Annotated in this window: 18 protein-coding genes; 8 read left to right on the forward strand and 10 right to left on the reverse strand. The window is 62.6% G+C overall.

All coding sequences use genetic code 11. The annotated features are described in order from the left end of the window. The first annotated feature begins 92 nt into the window (after nt 1–92). Nucleotides 93–494: a hypothetical protein gene (locus KC8_RS10245; protein WP_029624870.1), complete on the forward strand. Its 402-nt coding sequence runs from the start codon at nt 93–95 to the stop codon at nt 492–494. A 173-nt stretch (nt 495–667) separates the two neighbouring features. Here KC8_RS10245 and KC8_RS10250 read toward each other — a convergent pair whose 3' ends face one another. The 5 genes from KC8_RS10250 to paaG form a co-directional block, all read right to left on the reverse strand. Then, nucleotides 668–3,019, reverse strand: a complete 2,352-nt coding sequence (locus KC8_RS10250; RefSeq protein ID WP_029624871.1) for a TonB-dependent receptor — start codon at nt 3,017–3,019, stop codon at nt 668–670. Between the two features lie 92 nt (nt 3,020–3,111). Then, nucleotides 3,112–4,197 carry an alpha/beta hydrolase gene (locus KC8_RS10255; protein ID WP_083831318.1) on the reverse strand — a complete coding sequence of 362 codons (1,086 nt, stop codon included), beginning with the start codon at nt 4,195–4,197 and terminating at the stop codon, nt 3,112–3,114. Nucleotides 4,198–4,445: 248 nt separating this feature from the next. Beyond that, complete coding sequence (paaK, locus tag KC8_RS10260; protein ID WP_010127893.1) at nt 4,446–5,735, reverse strand: phenylacetate--CoA ligase PaaK; 1,290 nt, start codon at nt 5,733–5,735, stop codon at nt 4,446–4,448. A gap of 4 nt (nt 5,736–5,739) precedes the next feature. Further along, nucleotides 5,740–7,770 (reverse strand): phenylacetic acid degradation bifunctional protein PaaZ, encoded by a 2,031-nt coding sequence (gene paaZ / locus KC8_RS10265; RefSeq protein WP_029624874.1) that lies wholly within the window; start codon nt 7,768–7,770, stop codon nt 5,740–5,742. Between the two features lie 28 nt (nt 7,771–7,798). Continuing rightward, the gene (gene paaG, locus KC8_RS10270; RefSeq protein ID WP_029624875.1) at nt 7,799–8,587 is read right to left on the reverse strand and encodes a 2-(1,2-epoxy-1,2-dihydrophenyl)acetyl-CoA isomerase PaaG; all 789 of its coding nucleotides are present in this window, start codon (nt 8,585–8,587) and stop codon (nt 7,799–7,801) included. A gap of 200 nt (nt 8,588–8,787) precedes the next feature. On the opposite strand from paaG, the gene paaA reads away from it, so the two are divergent. The 6 genes from paaA to KC8_RS10300 all read left to right on the forward strand — a co-directional run bounded on the left by paaA (nt 8,788) and on the right by KC8_RS10300 (nt 13,027). Beyond that, nucleotides 8,788–9,774, forward strand: a complete 987-nt coding sequence (gene paaA, locus KC8_RS10275) for a 1,2-phenylacetyl-CoA epoxidase subunit PaaA (RefSeq protein ID WP_010127899.1) — start codon at nt 8,788–8,790, stop codon at nt 9,772–9,774. 13 nt (nt 9,775–9,787) lie between these two features. Further along, on the forward strand, nt 9,788–10,072 hold the full coding sequence (gene paaB / locus KC8_RS10280; RefSeq protein WP_010127901.1) for a 1,2-phenylacetyl-CoA epoxidase subunit PaaB: 285 nt from the start codon (nt 9,788–9,790) through the stop codon (nt 10,070–10,072). Further along, complete coding sequence (gene paaC / locus KC8_RS10285) at nt 10,072–10,824, forward strand: 1,2-phenylacetyl-CoA epoxidase subunit PaaC (RefSeq protein ID WP_010127904.1); 753 nt, start codon at nt 10,072–10,074, stop codon at nt 10,822–10,824. Before paaB ends, paaC begins: the two co-directional genes overlap by 1 nt. Next, entirely contained in the window at nt 10,818–11,282 is a 465-nt protein-coding gene (gene paaD / locus KC8_RS10290) for a 1,2-phenylacetyl-CoA epoxidase subunit PaaD (protein WP_010127906.1), read from the forward strand. Before paaC ends, paaD begins: the two co-directional genes overlap by 7 nt. A gap of 8 nt (nt 11,283–11,290) precedes the next feature. Next, complete coding sequence (paaE, locus tag KC8_RS10295) at nt 11,291–12,367, forward strand: 1,2-phenylacetyl-CoA epoxidase subunit PaaE (protein WP_010127908.1); 1,077 nt, start codon at nt 11,291–11,293, stop codon at nt 12,365–12,367. A 72-nt stretch (nt 12,368–12,439) separates the two neighbouring features. Further along, nucleotides 12,440–13,027, forward strand: a complete 588-nt coding sequence (locus tag KC8_RS10300; RefSeq protein WP_010127910.1) for a TetR/AcrR family transcriptional regulator — start codon at nt 12,440–12,442, stop codon at nt 13,025–13,027. A 102-nt stretch (nt 13,028–13,129) separates the two neighbouring features. Here the strand turns inward: KC8_RS10300 and KC8_RS10305 are convergent, their stop codons facing one another. From KC8_RS10305 to KC8_RS10320, 4 genes are all read right to left on the reverse strand, one after another. Next, on the reverse strand, nt 13,130–15,199 hold the full coding sequence (locus tag KC8_RS10305) for an acetate--CoA ligase family protein (protein ID WP_010127912.1): 2,070 nt from the start codon (nt 15,197–15,199) through the stop codon (nt 13,130–13,132). Further along, nucleotides 15,189–16,280: an NAD-dependent epimerase gene (locus KC8_RS10310; RefSeq protein ID WP_010127913.1), complete on the reverse strand. Its 1,092-nt coding sequence runs from the start codon at nt 16,278–16,280 to the stop codon at nt 15,189–15,191. Before KC8_RS10310 ends, KC8_RS10305 begins: the two co-directional genes overlap by 11 nt. Continuing rightward, complete coding sequence (locus KC8_RS10315) at nt 16,277–17,191, reverse strand: alpha/beta hydrolase (RefSeq protein ID WP_010127914.1); 915 nt, start codon at nt 17,189–17,191, stop codon at nt 16,277–16,279. Before KC8_RS10315 ends, KC8_RS10310 begins: the two co-directional genes overlap by 4 nt. A gap of 258 nt (nt 17,192–17,449) precedes the next feature. After that, entirely contained in the window at nt 17,450–19,765 is a 2,316-nt protein-coding gene (locus KC8_RS10320) for an arylsulfatase (protein ID WP_198360939.1), read from the reverse strand. Nucleotides 19,766–19,977: 212 nt separating this feature from the next. On the opposite strand from KC8_RS10320, the gene KC8_RS10325 reads away from it, so the two are divergent. Beyond that, complete coding sequence (locus tag KC8_RS10325) at nt 19,978–21,249, forward strand: TetR/AcrR family transcriptional regulator (protein WP_010126039.1); 1,272 nt, start codon at nt 19,978–19,980, stop codon at nt 21,247–21,249. Nucleotides 21,250–21,325: 76 nt separating this feature from the next. On the opposite strand, the gene KC8_RS10330 is transcribed toward KC8_RS10325, so the two are convergent. After that, complete coding sequence (locus tag KC8_RS10330) at nt 21,326–22,180, reverse strand: SDR family NAD(P)-dependent oxidoreductase (protein WP_198360940.1); 855 nt, start codon at nt 22,178–22,180, stop codon at nt 21,326–21,328. Between the last annotated feature and the right edge of the window lie 40 nt (nt 22,181–22,220).

Below are 22,220 nucleotides of genomic sequence, written 5' to 3' on the forward strand. Positions count from 1 at the left end.
GGGACCATGCGCGCGCCTTTTCGCAAGCGCCATCGTGACAATCCGCCCCCCGCGCCCTACCGAGGCCATCCACCAGCCAAAGGAAAATGACGATGCTGCCGGCCCGCACGTTCAGTGTGTCGATCAAGCGTGAATGGCGCGATCTGTACGAGCAGATCTGGCAGCCGGCATTCTTCGCCAAATGGGCCTCCGGCCTTGCCCAGTCGGAATTGCGCGAAGATGCCGCCGGCTGGTTCACGGACGGACCGGAAGGCCCTGTCCGCATCCGTTTCACCCCGCACAATCCGCATGGCGTGATGGATCATGTCGTCGAAACGGAAAGTGGCGCGGAAATCAGCGTTCCTTTGCGTGTCATCCAGAATGGCGACGGCGCGGAAGTGATGCTGACGCTTTTTCGCCAGCCCGACATGGATGACGAGCGTTTCTCGGCCGACACCAAGTGGGTCATCCGCGATCTGAAACGCCTCAGGGAATTGTGCGAACGGCGCCGCTGATCCGCGCGCTGTGCGGGCCGGCAACAAGCAGCCTGAACATACCGGCCATCAGCATCGGGAATGAACGCCGACAAAGACAGGAACGGGATCGGATTTGCGGATCGATCTATTCATCGCACGGCCTGCGGGCCGCGCCAGAGCATCCGCCGATCACCGTTCCTGCAAGATTGAACCTAAAATCCCATCGACAATTCTATGCCATAGGTGCGGCCCCGATCATATATGCCCGACAGGCCGGTGACGGGCGCACCGAAGGAGTAGTAATTCTTGTCGAACAGATTCTGCCCATAGACCGACAGGCCGACCGGTACGCCGCCAACCGGAAAATTCGCAATCCCGGCACGGCCGTCGACCAGCCAATATGCTTTGGTCGTCGCCCGATCTTCCATCACCGGATCAGCAATCGGCGTCGAGACGATTTTTGAGCTGGACCGCCAGCGCGCATCAACCCGCGCGAAGAAATGACCACCACCGGAGAATTCCGGCATGTCATATTGCGCCGACGCCCGCGTGGTCCATTTCGAAAAATAAGCAGGGCGCGCCACATTCGCGACGTCCACGCCGTTCAGAACGAACTTCTTATAGTTGAAGTCGGAATATCCGGCACTTCCACTCAGCGTCAGCCCGTCGATCGGCATGGCATCGATTTCAGCCTCGAAACCCGCGATATTCGCTTTGCCCGCATTCGCGAAGGACACGACCCCGTTGACGAAATTCGATGTCTGAAGGTCTTTATAGTCCATGTAGAATGCCGCGAAATTGGCACGCAGGCGATTGCCAAAGAACTGGGTCTTAAGCCCGCCTTCGTAAGCGGTCAGGCTTTCCGGGCCATAGGGTATGGCATTCATGATACCGCCAGACACATAGCCGGTCGAAATCTTGCCATAGGCCGTGATGTTATGATCCGGTCGCCATGTACCGATCAGCGTGTAATTCAGCTTCTTGTAGCTGGATTTATAAGTGCCCGGCTGTAGCGACCCACCTTGCAGGCCGGACACCGCGTACAAATTGGTCTGTCGATCGTCGATGGTATAGCGCAGGCCCCCGGTCAGATCGATCGTGTCGGTCAGGTGGTAGGTCAACTGCCCGTACGCTGCCATGGAATCGTTGATCGTTGTCGATCGGGTCGTGCCGCTGCCGAACCTGGCATCCAGCGGCCCGGGAATGACGACACCGTTGGTCACCGGTTGCAAAATGCCGGCAATGCCGGTTTCGGGCGCGCGTTCATGAAAATAGAAGGCGCCGCCGACCAGATCGAAGGCGTCCTGGGTAATCTGGAACTGGACTTCCTGCGACAATTGCCGCTGCCGGCTTTCCCGGGCGGTGAGCAATGAGAACAACGTGTCGTTCGGCCCAACCGGCGCGCCCGGTATGCCGGCAACATTGCCGCTCATCAGCATGCCGAGTTGGGCCGCGGTGAAACGCACCCCGCCGCTTGCCGCCATATCGTAGATGTAGGGATGCTGGTGGAGCTTGCGGAAGGCCGTGATGCTTTTCACGGTAACCGCGTCGCTCTGCGCCCAGGTCACCGTAAGGCTGTGCCCCTGAACTTCGACCCGCTCGATGCTCGACGCATTGGCAACCGCATCCAATCGCTTGACGCTGAGGTTGGTGATGCCGCCGGTCAACGGCTGGTAGGCGAGTATCCCCTTGTGGATCGTACCGATCGCACCCGGCAGCGTTCCGAGCAATTGGGCAGCGCGGCCCACCGAACGCGAATCCGTATAGTCGAAGCGATAATCAACCGTCAGCCCGTTGCCTTCGTCGAATCGCGCAGCCACCTGAACCGCACCGGTGTTGCGGCCACCGAGCTTGTCGGCATAGCGCAGCGTCCCGAAAGACGGGGATCGCAGCGAAAGATCGATGGTGCGACCGGCAATCAGATTGTCGGTGTCGCCGTCCACTTCGTCATGCAGATAAGCGAGTTTCAGACTGAACGGCCCGAACGCAGGCAAGTTCAGCACCGTGCGGGAACGAAAGGCGTTGTCATTGCCGTAAGACAGATTTTGCTTCACGCCGAACTCGCCGGTCGGCGGTGACGTAACCAGGCTGACAGCCCCGGCCGTCGCGTTGCGCCCGAACAGCGTGCCCTGGGGGCCGCGCAGAACTTCCACCCGTTCGATATCGGCAAGATCGAACACTGCGCCGACAGTGCGGCCGACATATACGCCGTCCAGGTAGATCCCGACCTTGGGATCTACCGCATTGTTGGCCGTGCCGGATGAAATACCCCGAATATTGATGTTCGGCGTGGATTGCAGCCCTTGTGTCGTAACCTGGAAATTGGGCGCGTAGCCGGAAAGGTTGCGCACATTTGTCATCCGCGCGCTTTCAAGCGCCTCGGCCCCAAATGCGGTTACCGCGACCGGCACATCCTGCAAACTTTCCTCGCGACGCTGGGCCGTCACGACAATTTCATCAAGCCCCACATCCTTTTCGGACAAGGCAGGCTTCGGCGTTTCCTGTGCAAATGCTGGCTGCAGATAGGTGCTCGAAAGCATGGCAGCCAATATTATAGCCCTCATGGAATCCTCCCTGAATATTTATTGTCTAGTTTTTGTCGCGGTGGATAATCGCCCCCACCACCATCACCCGGCGGCACGAAGGGCTGTTTTGATCACGGCTTGCGGCCCCAATGCGCCTCAAGGAAATGTTCTACCTCGGCAGAAACCTCGTTATCCTCGGGCGCCGGCGCGGCGGGCGTACCGAAAGGCCCGTGGGACATGCCTTCCCAGATGTGCAGTTCGGCGTCGATGCCGGCCCGACGCAGCGCCCGGTGCATCGCGATGGAATCAGACAGCAGAATTTCGCGCCCGCCCGCTTTCAGGAAGGTGGGCGGGAAACCCTTGCTGAAATCGGCGAACAACGGCGAAAGGCCGGGTGATTTGAGATCGCTGCCCGCCGCGTAAAGATCGATCAGCGAAGCGATACTGCTGCCCAGCGCCAGATCGATGCCTTCGTTCACGACATGGCTGTCGCCCGAACGGCTGAGATCGAATGCGGAGGAAAGCAGCACGAGCATCGCCGGCATCGGCAGGCCCGTGTCTCGCGCCTTGAGCACCATCGATGCGGCAATGTTGCCGCCCGCAGATTCGCCCTGAACCGCGATATCCGCCGGCTTCATGGTTTTCAGCAGCGCGCGATAGACGGCCAGGCTGTCATCCACCGGTGTTGGATAAGGAAAATCCGGCGGCACACGGTAATTCACCGAATAGACCGTGCAGCCGCAACGCGTCGCGATTTGCGCGGCCATCGTCTCGGCATAGCTGCCGTCCGCCAGCATGGCGAAGCCACCCCCATGGATATGGAGAACGGCTTGTTTCTGGCGATCCTTGCGCGGCTGCAACGGCGTCCCGACATAGACATCGACACCGTCCATCTTCGTCTTTTGAACGGATGCGCGGGTTTCGGCGCGCATCGCCGGGATCATCGGCGCGTAAGCCGCGTCTGCTGCCGCGATCGCCCGTTTCCAGAGCGCCTTATCCGCCGAGGCTGGGGGAAAACCGGTTCCCGTCCGCCTGTTCGCCAATGCCGCGGCGCCGCGTTCGACGCCTTTGCGCGCAGCCGGGCTGATCAGACCCGATACAGGAACCGTCCGTGGCCCAACGGCGATCGCACCATCTGCCGCGGCAGCGGCCGGCGCCGCAAGCCACATGGCTGATACCGCGAGCGCCGCCCATGCGCACCAAGACGAATGCTTCATATTTCCCCTTCCCCCGCAGACACCGATCTGGCCGGCACCATGCTGTCATGTATCGAATGCGGATCGGCTGCTGACGATCCCATTATTTGACCGATCGGACGGTGAATTAATCGGATCGCGATGTCAAGCACTCCGCGTTGGCGTTCGCGCGGTCCTGAATTGAAATATCGTGCGGTGACCGAATGCGTTTGGGAGCAGGCACCGCATCGTTCAGGCCGGGCATGGGCAGGGCCGGGTATCGCGCGCTATCAGGCGATCGAACGCAAATCCACGATGCGCTTGGCCTTGCCCTGCGACCGGGCGATATCGCCGTCGGTTCGAACATCCACCGCCACACTCACCCCGATCAGCGTCTTGATACGGCCGGCAAGTTCGCGACTATCCCGACGCCCCTCATCCACGGTCGCGCCGCGACGGCATTCAACCAATATCCTGGCCTCATCCATCCGCCCCGGACGCGTCAATTCGATCTGATAATGCGGCGAAAGGGCGGGACAGGCGAGAATCTGTTCTTCGATCTGGCTGGGGAAAACATTCACGCCCCGGATAATCATCATGTCATCCGATCTCCCCGTGACCCTGGCCATCCGCCGCATCGTTCGGGCCGTTCCGGGCAACAGCCGGGTAAGATCGCCGGTGCGATACCGGATAACCGGCATCGCTTCTTTCGTAAGCGACGTGAGGACCAGCTCCCCTTGTTCGCCATCGGGCAGAACCGCACCTGTCACGGGATCGATGATTTCCGGGTAAAAATGGTCTTCCCAGATGGTTGCCCCGTCCTTTGCCTCGCGGCATTCCTGCGCGACGCCGGGTCCGATCACCTCGGACAAGCCATAGATGTCGACGGCGTCAATCGCCAGATCGCGTTCGAGTTCATCGCGCATCGCGTCGGTCCACGGCTCCGCACCGAGGATGCCGATCTGCAAGGACGACTGGCGCGGATCGAGGCCCTGGCGCCGAAATTCATCGAGAATGGCCAGCATATAGCTGGGGGTCACCATGATGATCGCGGGCCGGAAATCGTGAATCAGTTGCACCTGCCTTTCGGTCTGCCCGCCGGACATGGGGATTACGGTGCAGCCAAGCGCCTCTGCGCCGTAATGCGTGCCAAGCCCGCCGGTGAACAGGCCGTAGCCATAGGCGATATGCACCTTCATGCCGGGCCGCCCGCCCGCCGCGTAAATCGAACGCGCCACGATGTCGCTCCAGGTCGCGATATCCCGGCGCGTGTAACCGACCACCGTGGGCTTGCCCGTCGTGCCCGACGATGCGTGGATGCGCGCCAGCCGATCTTCGGGCACCGCAAAGAAGCCGAAGGGGTAAGCATCGCGCAAATCCGCCTTGGTCGTGAACGGAAAGCGCGCCAGATCGTCGAGGGATGCCAGATCATCGGGATGGACGCCCGCAGCATCGAACTTGGCCCGATACCGTGGATTACCATGATAGGCATGCCCAACGGACCATCGCAATCGATCGCGCTGGAGCGATTGCAGTTCATCGCGCGACGCCGTTTCGATGCGATCCAGACCAATCCCCATCGGATCAAACCTCATTCATCGTCAAAAGATCGTAGGTGGCGACCAGATCATCATCCTGGTTGGTGACGCGCACGATCCAGCGAACCTCGCCCATTTCCGGCGTGCGCATGGATTTGGATCTGACGGTGATCATGGCCTTCATGCTCTCGCCCGGTTTCAGCGGCTTCACGAACCGCAGATTTTCCAGCCCATAATTGGCGAGCACCGGCCCCGGTGCGGGGTCCACGAACAGGCCGGCCGCGAACGACAAAATCAGATAGCCGTGCGCGACCCGGCCACCGAAGATCGGGCTGGCCTTGGCCGCTTCCTCGTCCATGTGGGCATAGAATGTATCGCCGGTGAAATGGGCGAAATGTTCGATATCCTCCAGCGTCACCGTCCGCGCACCGGTGCGCAGGCTGTAACCGGGCACCAGTTCGCCAAAGCGCAGGCGGAAGGGGTGGCGATCACCGTCCATCGTCGGCGCACCGGGCAATTGCTCGCCCACCATCCGGCTCAACATCGCCGGGCTGCCCTGCAACGCGGTTCGTTGCATGTAATGCTTCACACCACGAATGCCGCCCAGTTCTTCCCCACCGCCGGCGCGGCCCGGCCCGCCATGAACCAGTGCCGGCAATGGCGATCCGTGCCCCGTCGATTCCCGGGCGCAATCCCGATCGATGATCACCATCCGGCCATGCAAAGGTGCCGCGCCGAGCATCATGTCACGGGCAACGGAACTGTCATGGGTGAAGATCGACAGGACAAGCGATCCCCGGCCGCGATTGGCCAGCGCGATCGCATCGTCCAGATCCCGATAGGGCAGCAATGTCGCAACCGGCCCAAAGGCCTCGACATCATGAATCGCATCCGCGCTCCACGGATCTTCGCTGCGCATGAGGATCGGGCCGATGAAGGCGCCGCCTTGCAGCCCGTCGCCCATCGTATCAACATGATCGGGATCGCCGAAAACAATCGGCGCGACCCGGGATATTTCCGCAATCTTCGCCCGGACATCGATGCGTTGCTCCCGACTGGCAAGCGCGCCCATGCGCACGTCTTCGCGACGAGGATCGCCCACCTTTACGGTCGCAAGACGCGCCACCAGAGCGGCCTGCACGGCATCGAGCAAATGGGCCGGCACCATCGCGCGGCGGATGGCCGTGCATTTCTGGCCCGCCTTGACCGTCATTTCCTTCGCCACTTCCCGGACGAACAGATCGAACTCCGGGCGATCGGGCGCGGCATCCGGGCCAAGGATCGACGCGTTGAGCGAATCCCGTTCCGCGGTGAAGCGGACGGCTTCCCGCGCGATGACGGGGTGTTGCTGCAAAGCCGCAGCTGTCGCGGCAGATCCGGTGAATGCGACGATATCCTGCCCTGTCAGATGATCGAACAGATCACCGATGGCGCCGGGAATGAACTGTACCGCGCCGGCCGGCAACAGCCCGCTATCAACCAGGATGCGCATCGCAGCTTCCGCGACATAGGCCGTCGCCGACGCTGGCTTCACAATCGCCGGAACGCCCGCCAGCAAGGCAGGCGCCAGCTTTTCCAGCATGCCCCAGACCGGAAAGTTGAAGGCATTGATGTGAAGCGCCGCCCCCTGAAGCGGGGTATAAACATGCTGGCCGACAAAAGTGCCGGTCTTGCCGAGAATTTCGGTGTCGCCGTCGATCAGGATATGGCCGTTCGGCAATTCCCGCCGGCCTTTTCCGGCATAAGCAAAGAAAGTGCCGGCTCCGCCTTCGATGTCGATCCAGTTGTCGGCGCGCGTGCCGCCCGTTGAAAAGGCAAGTTCGTAAAGCTCTTCCTTGCGGGCCATGATCGCCTGGCCAAGGCCTTTCAGCATCAGCGCACGTTCGTGGAATGTCATGCCGCGCAAGGCCGGCCCACCGATGTTGCGGGCATATTCCAGCATTTCGCCATAATCGAGCGCATCGCTGCCAATCTCGGCAATCACATCGCCGGTGGTGGCCGATCGCACGGGCGCTGGATTGCCGGCACGCGAACGCCAGTGATTTTGCGCAAAGGCCTGAAGTCCCCGGATACGCATGTCCATCTCCAATGATTTCGATCCGGTCTCAATGGCCGGTAAATTCGGGTCGGCGCTTACCGAGAAAGGCAGCCACGCCCTCGCGATAATCGGCCGAGCGGCCCAGGCGACGCATCAGATCGCGTTCGTCGTCCAATGCTTCGTCGAGAGACTTCCGCCAGCCAGCGCGGATCGCATGCTTGGTGGCGGCAAGGCCCAGGGTCGGACCGACCGCCAGGCGGGCCGCCACGGCCCAAGCCTGCGCTGCCAGCGCATCATCATCAACGCATTGCCAGATCAGGCCCCACGCTTCGGCGCGTTCCGCCGACAAGGCCTCGCCGGTAAGCGCCAGCCCGAGTGCGCGCGCCTGCCCGATCAATCGCGCCAACATCCACGTCCCGCCCGAATCCGGAATGAGACCGATATGGGCGAAGGATTCGATGAAGCGGGCGCTGCGCGCCGCGATCACGATATCGCATGCCAGCGCGATATTCGCGCCGGCACCGGCGGCGACACCGTTGACCGCGCAGATCACCGGCATGTCGAGCGTCGCCAGACGGCGGATCAAGGGGTTGTAATATTGATCGACCGATGCCCCCAGATCGATCGCATCATCGGCCGGGGCCACCGCCCGATCAGCGAGATCCTGGCCGGCACAAAAACCCCGGCCAGCGCCGGTCAGCAGCAAGGCCCGCGCCGCACCGGCAACTGCGGCACGGGTCAGCGCATCGGCGATTTCGGCGTGCATGGCGCTGGTCAGGCTGTTCAACCGATCGGGACGGTTGAATGTGAGACACGCAACTCCGTCTCTGATTTCAAAGAGAATTGTCTCGTACATCGGCCCCTCCCGATCTCTATTTTTTTATAGAATGAACGGTCGGCTAATTATTGGCAAGCGCGTTTCTGATCGATATTGAATCGCCATCACCCAAAGGGCGCAAGCGGCGGCGGCGGGCGCAAAGGTGCGAGCGAATATTATTTGACCGTCCGTTCGGGCAATTATATATCGGCGACAACAGGCCGACAGCAGGAGCGCCGATGTACACCACCCAGCTCGGCCGTCCGGGCGACGCCCCGCCCGTCGATCAGGAAGAGGCCGAACGCCTCGCCCGGTTCGATGCGCATATTGCGGCCGACGAATTCATCGAACCGAAGGATTGGATGCCAGCGGCCTATCGGAGAACGCTGGTTCGCCAGATATCGCAACATGCCCATAGCGAAATCGTCGGCATGCTGCCGGAAGGCGGCTGGATCACGCGCGCGCCTTCGCTGCGCCGCAAGGCCATTCTGCTTGCCAAGGTGCAGGATGAAGGCGGCCATGGCCTGTATCTTTATGCGGCAGCCGAAACGCTCGGCACATCGCGCGCGGAGATGATCGAAGCCCTGCATACGGGCCACGCGAAATATTCGACGATCTTCAACTATCCCGCACTCACCTGGGCCGATATCGGCGCGATTGGCTGGCTGGTCGACGGCGCTGCAATCATGAACCAGGTGCCGCTGCAGCGCACATCTTACGGGCCTTACGCCCGTGCCATGGTGCGCGTGTGCAAGGAAGAAAGCTTCCACCAACGCCAGGGCTATGAAATCATGATGGCCATGGCCAATGGCACGGCCGCGCAGCAGGGCATGGCGCAGGACGCCTTGGATCGCTGGTGGTGGCCATCCTTGATGATGTTCGGCCCGCCCGACGATCTTTCGCCCAACAGCGCGCAATCGATGCGCTGGCGCATCAAGCGCGACACGAACGACGCGATACGCCAGAAATTCATCGATGCCACCGTCCCGCAGGCCGAACTGCTCGGGCTGCACATTCCCGATCCGGATCTCCAATGGAATCCGGATCGCGGCCATTATGATTACGGCCAGATCGACTGGGATGAGTTCCACGCCGTTGTGCGCGGCGAAGGACCGATGGCCAAGGAACGCATGCGGGCGCGGCGCGCGGCGTGGACGAACGGTGCCTGGGTGCGCGATGCGGCCACGGCACATGCGGCAAGGCACGCTGCCCGATCAGCAGATTAATGTGGAGTATCATGTGAGCAAGGATTGGCCGCTCTGGGAAGTGTTCATTCGTTCGAAGGGCGGGCTGGCGCACAAGCATGTCGGATCGGTGCATGCGCCGGATGCGAGGCTGGCGCTGCTTCATTCCCGCGACACCTATACCCGGCGAATGGAAGGGATCAGCATCTGGGCCGTCCGATCGACGGACATTGCGGCATCCGATCCCGATCAGGCCGGCCCGCTGTTCGAACCGGCGGAAAACAAGATCTACCGTCATCCGACCTTCTATGATCTTCCCGATGCCGTGAAGCACATGTGATGAACCAGCCTCTTTTCGAGTATCTCCTGCGGCTGGGCGATGACAGCCTGGTGCTGGGCCAGCGGCTGGGCGAATGGTGCGGCCATGCGCCGACGATAGAAATCGATCTCTCCCTCGCCAATCTCGGCCTCGATCTGATCGGACAGGCCACGCTTCTGCTGGATTATGCGGGCGAGGTGGAAGGGCGCGATCGGGATGCGGACAGGCTCGCTTTCCATCGCGACGAACGACAATTCCGCAATTGCCTTCTCGTCGAACAGCCGAATGGCGATTTCGGGCAAACCATCGCGCGGCAGTTCCTATTCTCCACCTGGCAGCACGCGCTCTACACAGAACTCGCGACATCGAACGATCCGCGCATCGCCGCGATCGCGGCCAAAGCGGTCAAGGAAATCGCCTATCATGCCGATCTTGCCGCCGAATGGGTCATCCGCCTGGGCGACGGCACCGATGAAAGCCATGCCCGCATGGTCGATGGGTTTGGCTGGATGTGGCGGTTCATCGACGAATTGTTCCTGATGGACGCGATCGACATGGCGATGGTGGAAGCCGGAACCGGTGTCGACAAGGCGCTGTTGCGCCCGGCATTCGATGCACGGCTGGGGGATGTTCTGGGCACGGCAACGCTGCCCGTACCGCCCCTGCCCCGCGCCATTGCCGGCGGCCGATCAGGCCATCATTCCGAACATCTCGGGCTCATGCTCGCGGTGATGCAGCATTTGCCCCGCAGCCACCCGGATGCCCGATGGTAGCCGCGATTGCCGACGAACGCGTCATGCGCGTCCTCGCCACCGTCTCCGATCCGGAAATCCCTGTGGTTTCGATCGTCGACCTCGGCATCGTGCGCACCGTCTCGATCGATCCGCCAGTGGTGCGGATCACGCCAACCTATACGGGCTGCCCGGCAACCCGCGCGATCGAACAGGCCATTCGCGCAGCGCTCGACGAAGCCGGGTTTCAGGCGATGGCGATCGAAACCGTCCTGGCGCCGCCCTGGACGACCGACTGGATCAGCGAAAAAGGCCGCGCCAAGCTGCTCGCCTACGGCATCGCCCCGCCATCGCGCGACCGTGAAACCGCAACTGCGCCCTGCCCCCGCTGCGGCACGGCCGATACACGCGAAATCAGCCGTTTCGGATCCACGCCCTGCAAATCGCTTTGGCAGTGCAATCGCTGCCTTGAGCCGTTCGATCGCTTCAAATGCCATTAGGGACACCGATGTCTGCGACATTCCACCCGCTTGAAATCACGGACATTCGACGCGAAACCGACGATGCGATGTCGGTGCGGTTCGACGTGCCGGATGCCCTGCGGCCCGCTTTCCGGTTTCGACCGGGCCAGCACCTGACGCTGCGCGCCAAGATCAACGGCGAAGATGTCCGGCGCAATTACTCGATCTGCGCGGCCCCCGAAGATGGCGAACTGCGGATAGCGATCAGGCAAATCCCCGGCGGCGTTTTTTCGACATGGGCCAACACGATGTTCGTACCGGGCACGGCCGTCGATGTCATGCCGCCCCATGGCAGCTTTACCTGGGATTTTGGCGGCGACGCGCCGGCGCATTATTTCGGCTTTGCGGGCGGGTCCGGCATCACGCCCATTCTGTCGCTCGTCAAATCCGCGCTCGCGCGGCAGCCGCAATGCCGTTTCACCTTATTCTACGGCAATCGTTCAAGCGCCTCGATCATGTTTCTCGAACAACTCGCCGCGTTGAAGGATCGGTATCTTGCCCGTCTTGAAGTGTATCATTTCCTTGAAGAAGAAGAACAGGATATTGATCTGTTCAATGGCCGGCTCGATAGCGACAAGATCGCGCAGCTCATCGGCACGTTGATCCCGGCCCGTGAAATCGACGCCGCCTTTGTCTGCGGCCCCGCGCCCATGATGAACGCCGTCGAAAGCGGGCTGGCCGGCGCGGGCATGCCCATCGCCCACATCCTGGCCGAACGCTTCACCGTGGACAGGCCCAACGAAACGCAGCTTGCAGCGCAACAGGCTCTCGCAAGGCGCGCCGAAGGGTTGCGCGTCCACCTCACACTCGATGGCCGGCGGCGCACGCTGGTCTTCGACAGCCAAAAAGGGAGCATCCTCGAAAATGCCCGGGCCGCGGGAATGCCCGCGCCCTACGCCTGCAAGGCTGGCGTTTGCGCCACCTGTCGTGCGCGCCTGATTTCCGGGCGCGTCCAGATGAAGGCCCATTATGGATTAAGCGCCGAAGACCTTGCACAAGGCTATGTCCTGGCATGCCAGGCCGTGCCGCTGGACGATGGCGCGACCCTCGATTTCGATAGCTGAGGATCGGCCGCCCTTGCTTCTGAACTCGACCGTCGCCTAGGACACGATACGGATAAAGGCGGAGGCGAAACGGTGGCACGTACCCAGGCCGCGGACTATGACGACAGACGCGAAGCGATCCTGGACAAGGCCGCCGAGCTTTATGCCACGTCCGGATTCCTCGGATCGTCCATCGCCGATCTGGCGGTCGCGTGCGGCATGTCCAAATCTCTGCTTTATCATTATTTTTCATCGAAAGATGATATTCTGTTCCAGATCATGGACGGCCATATCAGCGTGCTGAGGCTGGTTGTCGCCGAGGTCGAGAACGAAGCCGATCCCGAACGCAAGCTCGCCAGTTTGACGCACCGTTTCATGGAACTGTACGTCGATGCGTCAGCGCGTCACAAGGTTCTCGTCAACGATCTCGACAAGCTGCCTGAAGCGCAGCGCCAGCAGATCGTTGTCAGCGAACGCCAATTGATCGCGATGGTGGAAACGATCATCGCCGCCCTCTCGCCGCCCCTGGCAGACAATCCGGAAAAGTGTCGCGCAGCCGCGATGCTTTACTTTGGCATGATCAATTGGACCCACACCTGGTTCAACGCCGACGGCCCGATGAGTGGGCAGGAAGTTGCAGACCTTGCCCTGCATATTTTCCTGCAAGGTCTGCCGCGATAATCAGGTCCACTTGCGCGGCGCACGGGATTTTTGCCGCATGATCGGGTTCGGCCGATGCGTTCGAAAACCGATCGAGCGGCGTTCCGGATCGCACCACGAAGATTAAACCAGCAATGCGTCCATGGCTTCGGCGCGGTCGGCGAAGATGGCGAGCGGATTGATTTCCAGCGCCGTCAGCCCCGGCCCGAGCGCAAGCGCGGCATTGGCGATCGCGACCACCGCCGTGGCCACGGCATCCAGGTCAACCGGCGGCCTTCCGCGCGCGCCAGCGAAAAGCGGCGCGGCCTTCAGCCTGTGCAATGCCGCCACCACCCGCGCGCCATCCACCGGAAGCGGCAGCAGCACGGAATCGCCCAGCAGTTCCACCCAGATCCCGCCCAGCCCCAGGGCCAGCATCAGCCCCCACACCGGATCGCGGCTGATCGACACGATCAGTTCGATCTGATGGTCACGCATCGGCGAAACCACCACGCCGTCCACGGCAACGCCATTGGGAACCGCGTTGAGGATCGCATCGAAACCCGCGCGAACCGCCGCACCGTCACCAAGGCCAAGGCGCACGCCGCCAATCTCGCTCTTGTGCGCGACATCCGCTGCGGCCAGCTTGAGCGCAACGGGATAGCCAATCGCGTCGGCCGCGAACATAGCGGCATCCGCGTTGCCCGCGATCACGCCCGGCGTCACCGGAACGCCGCGAACGGCCAGCCAATCCAGCAAAGCCCGCTCGCCCCTGGGCAGGCTTGCGGGCATGGCATCGCTTGCCGCGAACAATTGCACCGGCCGCATGTCGAGCACGCGCTCGCTCCACCGGGCGTGCGCGGCCAGGGCGGCCATCGCCGGATGAAGACCGCAGATCGCGCCCGGAATGCCCGCCTCGGCCAGCGCCTGGATGCCGTAATCGCTCACTGTTTCGCTGACCGTCGAAATCACCGGCGGCACGCAGGCATAGCCGGCATAACCACGCGCGATCGACGCGAGTGTCTCGGCCATCCACGCCGCTTCGGCCCCGGTGGGCACATCCCAGATGCACAAGGGCAGGCCGATCGCTTCGTCCTTTGCGATCGTCTTGAGCAGGCGTTCCCACAGCCCGGTATCGCGTAGCGCGGCCCCGGTGACATCCAGCGGATTGTGCGTCTGGCCAAAGCCGCTGACGATGGCGTCGAGTTCGGGCCGGATGGCATCCGAGAAAGGGGGAAAGGAAACGCCGGCCGGTTCGGCCAGATCCGATGCGATCTCGCCCGATCCGCCCGAAATGGTCAGCATCGCCACGCCCGCGCTGGCGCGGGGACCGGTCTTTTCCAACAGCATCGCCGTGGCGATCATGTCCTCGTACGACGTGACCCGGCAAATCCCCAATTCGCGCGCCACCGCATCGAACACACGGTCATCGCCCACCAGCGCGCCCGTATGCGCCATCGCCAGCCGGGCGGTGTTTTCCGACGCGCCAGCCTTCAGCATCACGATCGGCTTGTGCGCCCGCATCGCCCGTTCGGCCGCGCTGGCGAAGAGGTGGGGATCGTAGATCGATTCAAGGAACACGCCGATGGAACGCGTATCAGGGTCATCGACCAGGAAGTCGACCACATCCGAGATCGTCGTGCCGGCTTCGTTGCCGGCCAGAACCATATGCGAAAGCCCGACCCCCCTAAGATGCGCCACTTTGGCGAGATAGCCGCCGACCGAGCCGGAAACCGAAGCGATCCCGAAACTGCCCCGCCGGTTCTCCCGCTCCAGCGCGCACAGCGCCACGCCATCGACATAGTTCGCAAAGCCCAGCGCATTGGGGCCTAGCAGCGTCACGCCCGTCCGCCCTGCCAATGCCCGCAATTGTTCCTGCGCCCGCGCGCCATCCGCGCCGGTTTCGGCAAAGCCGGACGAAACCACCACGAAACCCGTGACACCCGCATCCGCCGCTTCCTCGACGGTCGGGATCACCTGATCCGACGGCACGCAGACGAAGGCCGCGTCAATCGGCCCTTCCAACGCGCCGGCGCGCCGCAGCGTCGCACGACCAGCCACCGGTTCGCCGCGCGGATTGACCAGTTGCACATCGCCGCGAAAACCAAAATGATCCAGATTGCGGATCACCGACGCGGCAAATGGATTGCGTTCGGATGCGCCGATCACGGCCACGCGCCTGGCGCGCAGCATCCGGGCCAGATCAGCGGCCACGATGATCTGGCCCTTCGCGGGTTTCCGTGGGATGCGGATAAGGATGGGCATCCTCGCGCGGCGTCACGTCGACTTCCTCGGCGCGCGCTGCAAATTCGCGGGCCAGGGCGATCAGGCGATCTTCTGCCGCATAATCGAAAACATCGAACATCCGCCGCTCAATCTCGCCATGACGTTCCAAGGGATTGTCGGCATAGTGGCGCACGGTGCGTTCGACCGCTTCGACCGTGGGAACGACGTCGCGATAACCGAGTTCGCTGCGGATCGCATGGAGGTCCATCAGCTTGTGATCGGTCGCCTGGCCCAGGGCCGCGGCGCGGGTGACCGGCGTGTCGGGCACCGCGGCGATTTCCAGCGGCACCCCCAGTGCATGGCCGGCCACCTCGACGAACTGGCGCAGATCCAACTGCACTTCATCGCCGCAATTATAGATCTTCCCCGATGCGATGGCCGGCTTGTCCACGGCCAACATCACCGAATGGGCGATGTTTTCGGCATAACCATGCATCAACAGGCCCATGCCGCCATTGATCAGCACGATCGTCCGCCGCCCATCCAGCACGCGCCGGACGATCGACCATTCACGCGGCACCAACTGGCGCGGGCCATAGACATAGGGATAGCGCAGCAATGTTGCGCCCGGATGGTGGCGGAAAACCTCGGCTTCGGCCGAAGCCACCAGCGCAGCGAAACGATGCTCGGCGGGATCGGCGACCAGCGGCGCGGTTTCCGGCACCGGCACGGGCAATCCGCGGGGATAGCCAGCCTCCGGCACGTAAAAGCCCCGATAGCCAACGAAACCGCCGACCCCGATGAAGCGCTGCGTCCTGTTGGCAAGGGCCTGGGCGACGGTCGCCAGCCGGCCATAGCTCGCCACCACGAGATCGAAATGGCGGTTGCCGATGGCCTTTTCGAGCGGTTCGAGGAAATGCGGGTCGCCAACAATCTGCTCGACATCCGCCGGAAGCGAGACGGGATGCACGCCGCGATTGAGCACCGCGACCGTGTAGCCCCGCTGGCGCAGACCTTCGACGACATGCGGCCCCGTAGGCCCGCCGCCGCCGATAACCAGCGCCTTCATGGCAGATTTTCGGCCCAGCGTGCGACGCGATCGAACAGATGCGTCCGGCTGGGAAAGATGAAATGGTTATGCCGGGTTTCGGGCAGCACGATCAGCGTGACTTCGGGACTTGCGCTATAGGCCTGCGGCGTCCGGTAAGGATCGCCATGCAGATCGGCATCGCCCAGGGCAATCAGCACCGGCACCGTGATCGACGCCGCATCCTTTGCGACGATATTGGGCAGCATCGCCATCATCGATGGTGTCGACATCACCCTGTCACTCGCGCTTGCGGCCGATACCGGGCGCTTGCTCGATGGTGCGGGCATCTCATGCCACGGCGTCGGGAAACGCTGACGCGCAATATCCACCAGATTGGCCCGCGCATCATCCAGATCCAGCGCGCGATCCGCGTCGGTCAGATAGGCCGGCGTCCCTCCGATGTGGAAACCCATCAGGGCAAGGCCATGATATTGGCCGTATCGGGCCTGCTGCACGACGGAAATCAATGCGCCCAGCGAATGGGCCGCTGCAATCACGCGGATTGCCGGCGCGGCCGGCGTTCCCGGATGCAAGGCGCCCGTCTGCAATCCTTCCAGAATATGGCCCGTCGCGACACCAACCGCCGCGGCCATCCGATCAGGGTGCAACAGATAGAGATCCGCCGGGCGGGTGCTTTGTCCGGCACCCAGCGGATCGATCAGGACAACCGCATGGCCGCGCGCCGCCATGGTGCGAGCAAAGCTCACTTCGGCTTCGCCGTCCGGGGTCGGCAGGTCGAAATAGCGACCATTCATCCCGCCGCCAGGCACACAGATGAACAGAAGGCCAGCGGGCTTGTCCTCGGGCAACAGCAGTTCAATCGCCAAATGCGCCGGTTCGCCAAAGTCCGCCACGTCGGTCACGTCGATGTCAAGACGATGACGGATCATCTTGGCGACCCGCCATCATGCCGGGCGCCGTCCCAGGCGTCGTGGCGCAGAACCAGCCCTGCGGTGTTCATCAGGCGCGCGCCCATGTGCGGCTTCCTCCCTCGTCTTTATTCTCGGGATGCACATTAGGTCCGCCCCGCGCCAAGGATAGGCATATTGTGTGCTGAAACCGGTCTTATGGACAGAAAATCATGGTGCTTTCAGAGCCGGCAGAAATCCCGCCCCGATTTGCCGCTGCTGTCAACCGCCTGGCGGCCGTCACCGCACATCGACGATGGCCTGCCTGAGTGTGCCGGTGAACGGGAACGCACCGTCATAAGCTGCCGAAACTGGCCCGCCATGCGATCGGCCGACACCCATGCTGCCAAACTGGGCGGGTGCGCCGATCCGGTCGAACCGGTGCTCGGCAACCGGCTTGCCATTGATGACGAGCCGCCCCGTCCCGCCGCCGAACAGCTTTGGATCTTCGCGGGCATAATCAAAAACGATTTCCACCGTGCCGGTTGGCAGCGGCGCGTCCATCACCGTCGCGGCTTTTCCAAAGAAGTTGCTTTCATAGAATAGCCTGCCGCCCTTCACATAGAGCGCGAAGCCACCATAGCGCCCGCCATTGGTCAGCAGCACACCTTCGGCACCCGCCGCCGGGATTTCCACTTGCGCGGTGATCCGGTGCGATTTCAGGAAATTGGGTGCCTTGGCGATCGGCAACCTGGCAAGCCCGGCATGATAGACGAAGCGCGATGGGGCGACGGGCGGCGGCGGTGCGCCCTTGCCGTCGATCGTCTGGCTGCCCGCCGTCTTGACGATGCAGCCGTCCTGCATCGGATAGACGTGGTTGGCCTGCGCTTCGCGCTCGAACAGCGCCTGTAACTCTTTCAGCTTGGCAGGGTTCTGCGCGGCAACGTCATGCGCCTGCGAAAAATCCTTGTCGATATTGTAGAGTTCCCAGCGATCCTTCGAAAAATCGGGCTTGCACGCCAGAACCCACGGCACCGAACGCTGGACGGTGGCGATCCAGCCATCCTGATAGATGGCGCGGTTCCCGGATTCTTCGAAATATTGGATGCGGTGGCGCGACGGCGCGGCCGCGCTGGTGAAGCTATCGGCGAAGCTCACCCCGTCGAGCGGCTGTTGCGCGACACCATCCACTGCATCCGGAAAACGGATGCCGGCGGCCTCGTAGATGGTCGGCGCGATATCGTTCGCGGCGGCGAACTGGTTACGCGGCCGGGCATCGCCCTTGATCCTGTCGGGCCAGGATATGACCAGCGGATTGCGCGTGCCGCCGAAGAAGGATGCAACCCGCTTCATCCACCGAAATGGGGTGCCCGTCGCCCACGCCCAGCCGGCGCTGTAATGATTGTCGTACAGTTTCGATCCCAGTTGGTCGACATGCGACAATTGCTCGTCCACCGTCGAAGGCAGGCCATAGATGATGTTGGCGAGGCCCACGTCCGACCCGTCGATCGCACCTTCACCCGACGCGCCATTGTCGCCGACAATGTAGAAAACCAGCGTATTCTTGCCGTTCGGTCCCTGGCGCACCCGATTGAGCAGGCGGCCGATTTCATGGTCGGTATGTTCAAGGAAACCGGCGAACACCTCCATCTGGCGCGCATAGAGCCGCTTCTGATCGGCCGAAAGCGTGTTCCATGCCGGCAGTTCGGCCGGGCGCGGCGTCAGCACCGTATCGCGCGGGATCAGCCCCATCCGTTTCTGGCGGGCGAACACCTCCTCGCGATATGCGTCCCACCCCGCATCGAACCGACCGCGATATTTGTCGATCCATTCCTGGCCAACATGGTGCGGCGCATGGGCACCACCAGCGGCGTAATATAGGAAATAGGGCTTGTCGGGGGCGAGCGACGCCTGCGTCTGCAACCAGCCGATCGCCTCGTTGGTGATGTCCGTGCCGAAATGATAGTCACCCGTCGCGGGCTTGGGTGCATCTACGGCTGTCGTATCGCGATACAGCAGCGGTTCCCACTGGCTGTCCTCGCCCTGCATGAAACCATAAAAATGCTGGAAACCGAGGCCCGTCGGCCAGCGATCAAACGGGCCGACGGGGCTGATCTCAGCACTTGGCGTGTTGTGCCACTTGCCGAATGCGGCCGTGCTGTAACCATTGTCCAGCAGCACCCGCGCAACCGATACGGTGCTTTTCGGCCAGGCCCAATCATAGCCGGGATAGGGATGTTCGATGACGGTGCCCACGCCCACGCGATGGGCGTTGCGGCCGGTAAGCAGGGCGGCCCGCGTTGGCGAACAGACCGATGTGGTGTGGAACCGGTTATAGGTGATCCCGCTTGTCGCCAAACTGTCGAGCGCCGGCGTCCGCACCGCGCCACCAAATGTCGCGCTGGCCGCAAAGCCCACATCGTCGAGCAGGACGACGACGATATTGGGTGCGCCCTTGGGAGCGACGGGCGCACCGATCCACTTTTCCCTGGTGCCTGCCACCGCAATCCGGCTGTCGGCCGATTGCACCTGTTCCAAAACCTGCGCGCGCGCGGCGGGTGCCAGCAGCGCCACTGCAAGGCTTGCCGACGCAAGCAGCTTTCCTGTCGCTTTCAATCCCCCCTCCCCTTTCATCATTCTTATTTGCCGGCGCGCGAACAACCGCCACCAGCGGCGGCTTGCGGGTGCGCGCACGGGCATCGACATATGCCCTGCGCGCCTGGTACCGATTGGTACCGTACCGGTCAATCATGGGACGTCGGATGGACATCAACCGGCGTGCCGGGCTATTGGCCAAACCCCGAAGAAGGACGGCAAGCGTTCCACTTATGACGGCCGAAATCGATAGGCAGACACGCATCCTCGATGCGGCCGAACGGCGTTTCCTGGTCGATGGGTTCGAACGCTGCAGCGTCGAATCGATCGCCAACGACGCCCGGGTCAGCAAGCGCGAAATCTATCGGGACTGGGCAAGCAAGGCCGACCTGTTCGTCGCGGTCGCCAATCGGATATTTGCCGATACCGACGTCGATCTTCTGGTCGCCCGCCCCGAAAACAGGGCGATGCGGCCAACCCTTGCCTTCCTCGCCAGCCACCTGTTCGATCTGTTCGTCACCGATCGCAACCGGGATATGTTTCGCGCCAGCATCGTCGCGATCCGCCATTTTCCCGACCTGGCGAGCGGCATTCACAGCAAGCGCCTGACCGCATGGGCACAATTTGGCGGCTATTTCGAAGAGCTGATCGGCGGCAACAAGATCCAGGTGGCCAGCGCTTATGCCGCCGCCAATCGCTTCGGCAGCCTGTGCGTCGAAGGCAGCCGCTATCTTCTTGGCTATCCGGCCCCGGCCGCGCCAATGCGGGCTATGCAAAGCGCGAAAATGGTGGACCTGTTCCTCACCGGTTACCGCGCGTCAGCCGCCAGCCCGCCGGCATATCCGATCGGACAGGACCAGCCGGCAACGCCCATTTCGGCCACGCCGCCGGAAACCCGCCCGCCAGTTCAGACCCGCATGTCGCCGCAAAAACAGGCCGCCCTGTTCGATGCGCTGCTGCGGGAGTTTCTGGAGAAAGGCTATCATCGGGCCAACATGGCCACGGTGGCGACGGCGGTTGGCGCCAGCAAGGCAACGATCTACCGCCAATATGGCAGCAAGGAAGGCGGGTTCGAACAGGTCGTCATGCGGCGGGTTCAGCAACTTACCGAAACGAAGCCCTTTGCCCTGATCCCCGACGAAACATTGGAAACAGCCCTCGCGCGGCTGTGCCGCAACATTCTGGACAGGCATCTGACACCGGACAATATCGCGATCGTTCGCGCGCTGATCGAGGAAAGCAGGACATTCCCGGAATTGGGGCGGCAATATTATGACGCGACCCTCGCGCTGTCCGTGCAGGCGCTTCGCATGGTTCTGCACCACTATGATGCAGCGGCGCCGGACGACCTGACCGCGCGCGCCTTCCATGTCCTGGCAACCTATGGTTCGCGCTTCATCGCGTTCCCCACCCCACCGAACGATGATGAGCGAGCCGCGCTGTCCCACGAAGCTGCCGCCATCTTTCTTCATGGCGTAGCCGTTTGTCGGGAAAATGGGCAGTAACGCCGACCGAGCGGGTCAACCTCTTCGAATGGCCCTTCTCGGGCAGAGCGTCTGGCCAACGCCCTGCCCGGCCCCATCAATCGATGATGAGGTCGTCATATTTGAACGGACCGCCGACGACGGGGCGCAGGGAATCGGGGCTGTTGCCGTCGATATCAAGCACGCCATATTCCTTCGCCTGCTCCGCACCGATCACGGTACGCCCGGACAGCGCCATCATATCGGGATCGCTGTGAATCGCCGCGATCACGCGCCCCGTGAAATCGGGCGTTTCCATATAGGGCAACAGAAAATCGAACTGGCCCGGCTTTTCAGCCATGGACGCCGCCGACCGTGCCGTCTTCAAAAGGCCCATCCAGATGCAGACCGATGCCACGCCAAAGGGGCGCAATTCCACCGCCATATCGGCCGACATTTTGTCGGTCCCGGCCTTTTGCGCGCCATAAGCGGGGCCGTGGGCATAATTGACCGCGCCCGGCGCCGAGGTGAAGATCATCAGCCCACCGGGCTTGGCGACGAGCAGGGGCGCGGCCGCATGGGCCGCGATATAGCTTGATCGGAGGCCGACGGTGATGATGTCGGCCATCCTGACCGGCCTGGTCCAGAACGGACCGCGCTGGATCAGATCGTTGCTGACCGCAGCGGCGTTGTTGACCAGAATATCCAGCCGTCCCTCGTCACGCTCCACGGTGGCGAACAGGTTGCGTACCGCTTCGTCGTCGCCATGGTCGCATGCAAAGGCGACCCCGCGCCCCCCGGCAGCCGTCACCTCCGCTGCCGTTTCATGGATGGTTCCGCCCAGCGGGGACGCGTCCGCCGTCTGGCTGCGTCCAGTGACATAGACGGTATAGCCCGCCGCTCCCAGCGCGCGGGCAATGCCCTGGCCTGCCCCCCGGCTCGCGCCGGTGACGACCGCAACGCCTTTCGTCATGCTCTTCTCCATTCCAAATTTTTCCGGCCGTCATCTTCGG

This window comes from Sphingomonas sp. KC8 (assembly GCF_002151445.1).
In the GTDB taxonomy this organism is placed as follows: Bacteria; Pseudomonadota; Alphaproteobacteria; order Sphingomonadales; family Sphingomonadaceae; genus Sphingomonas_E.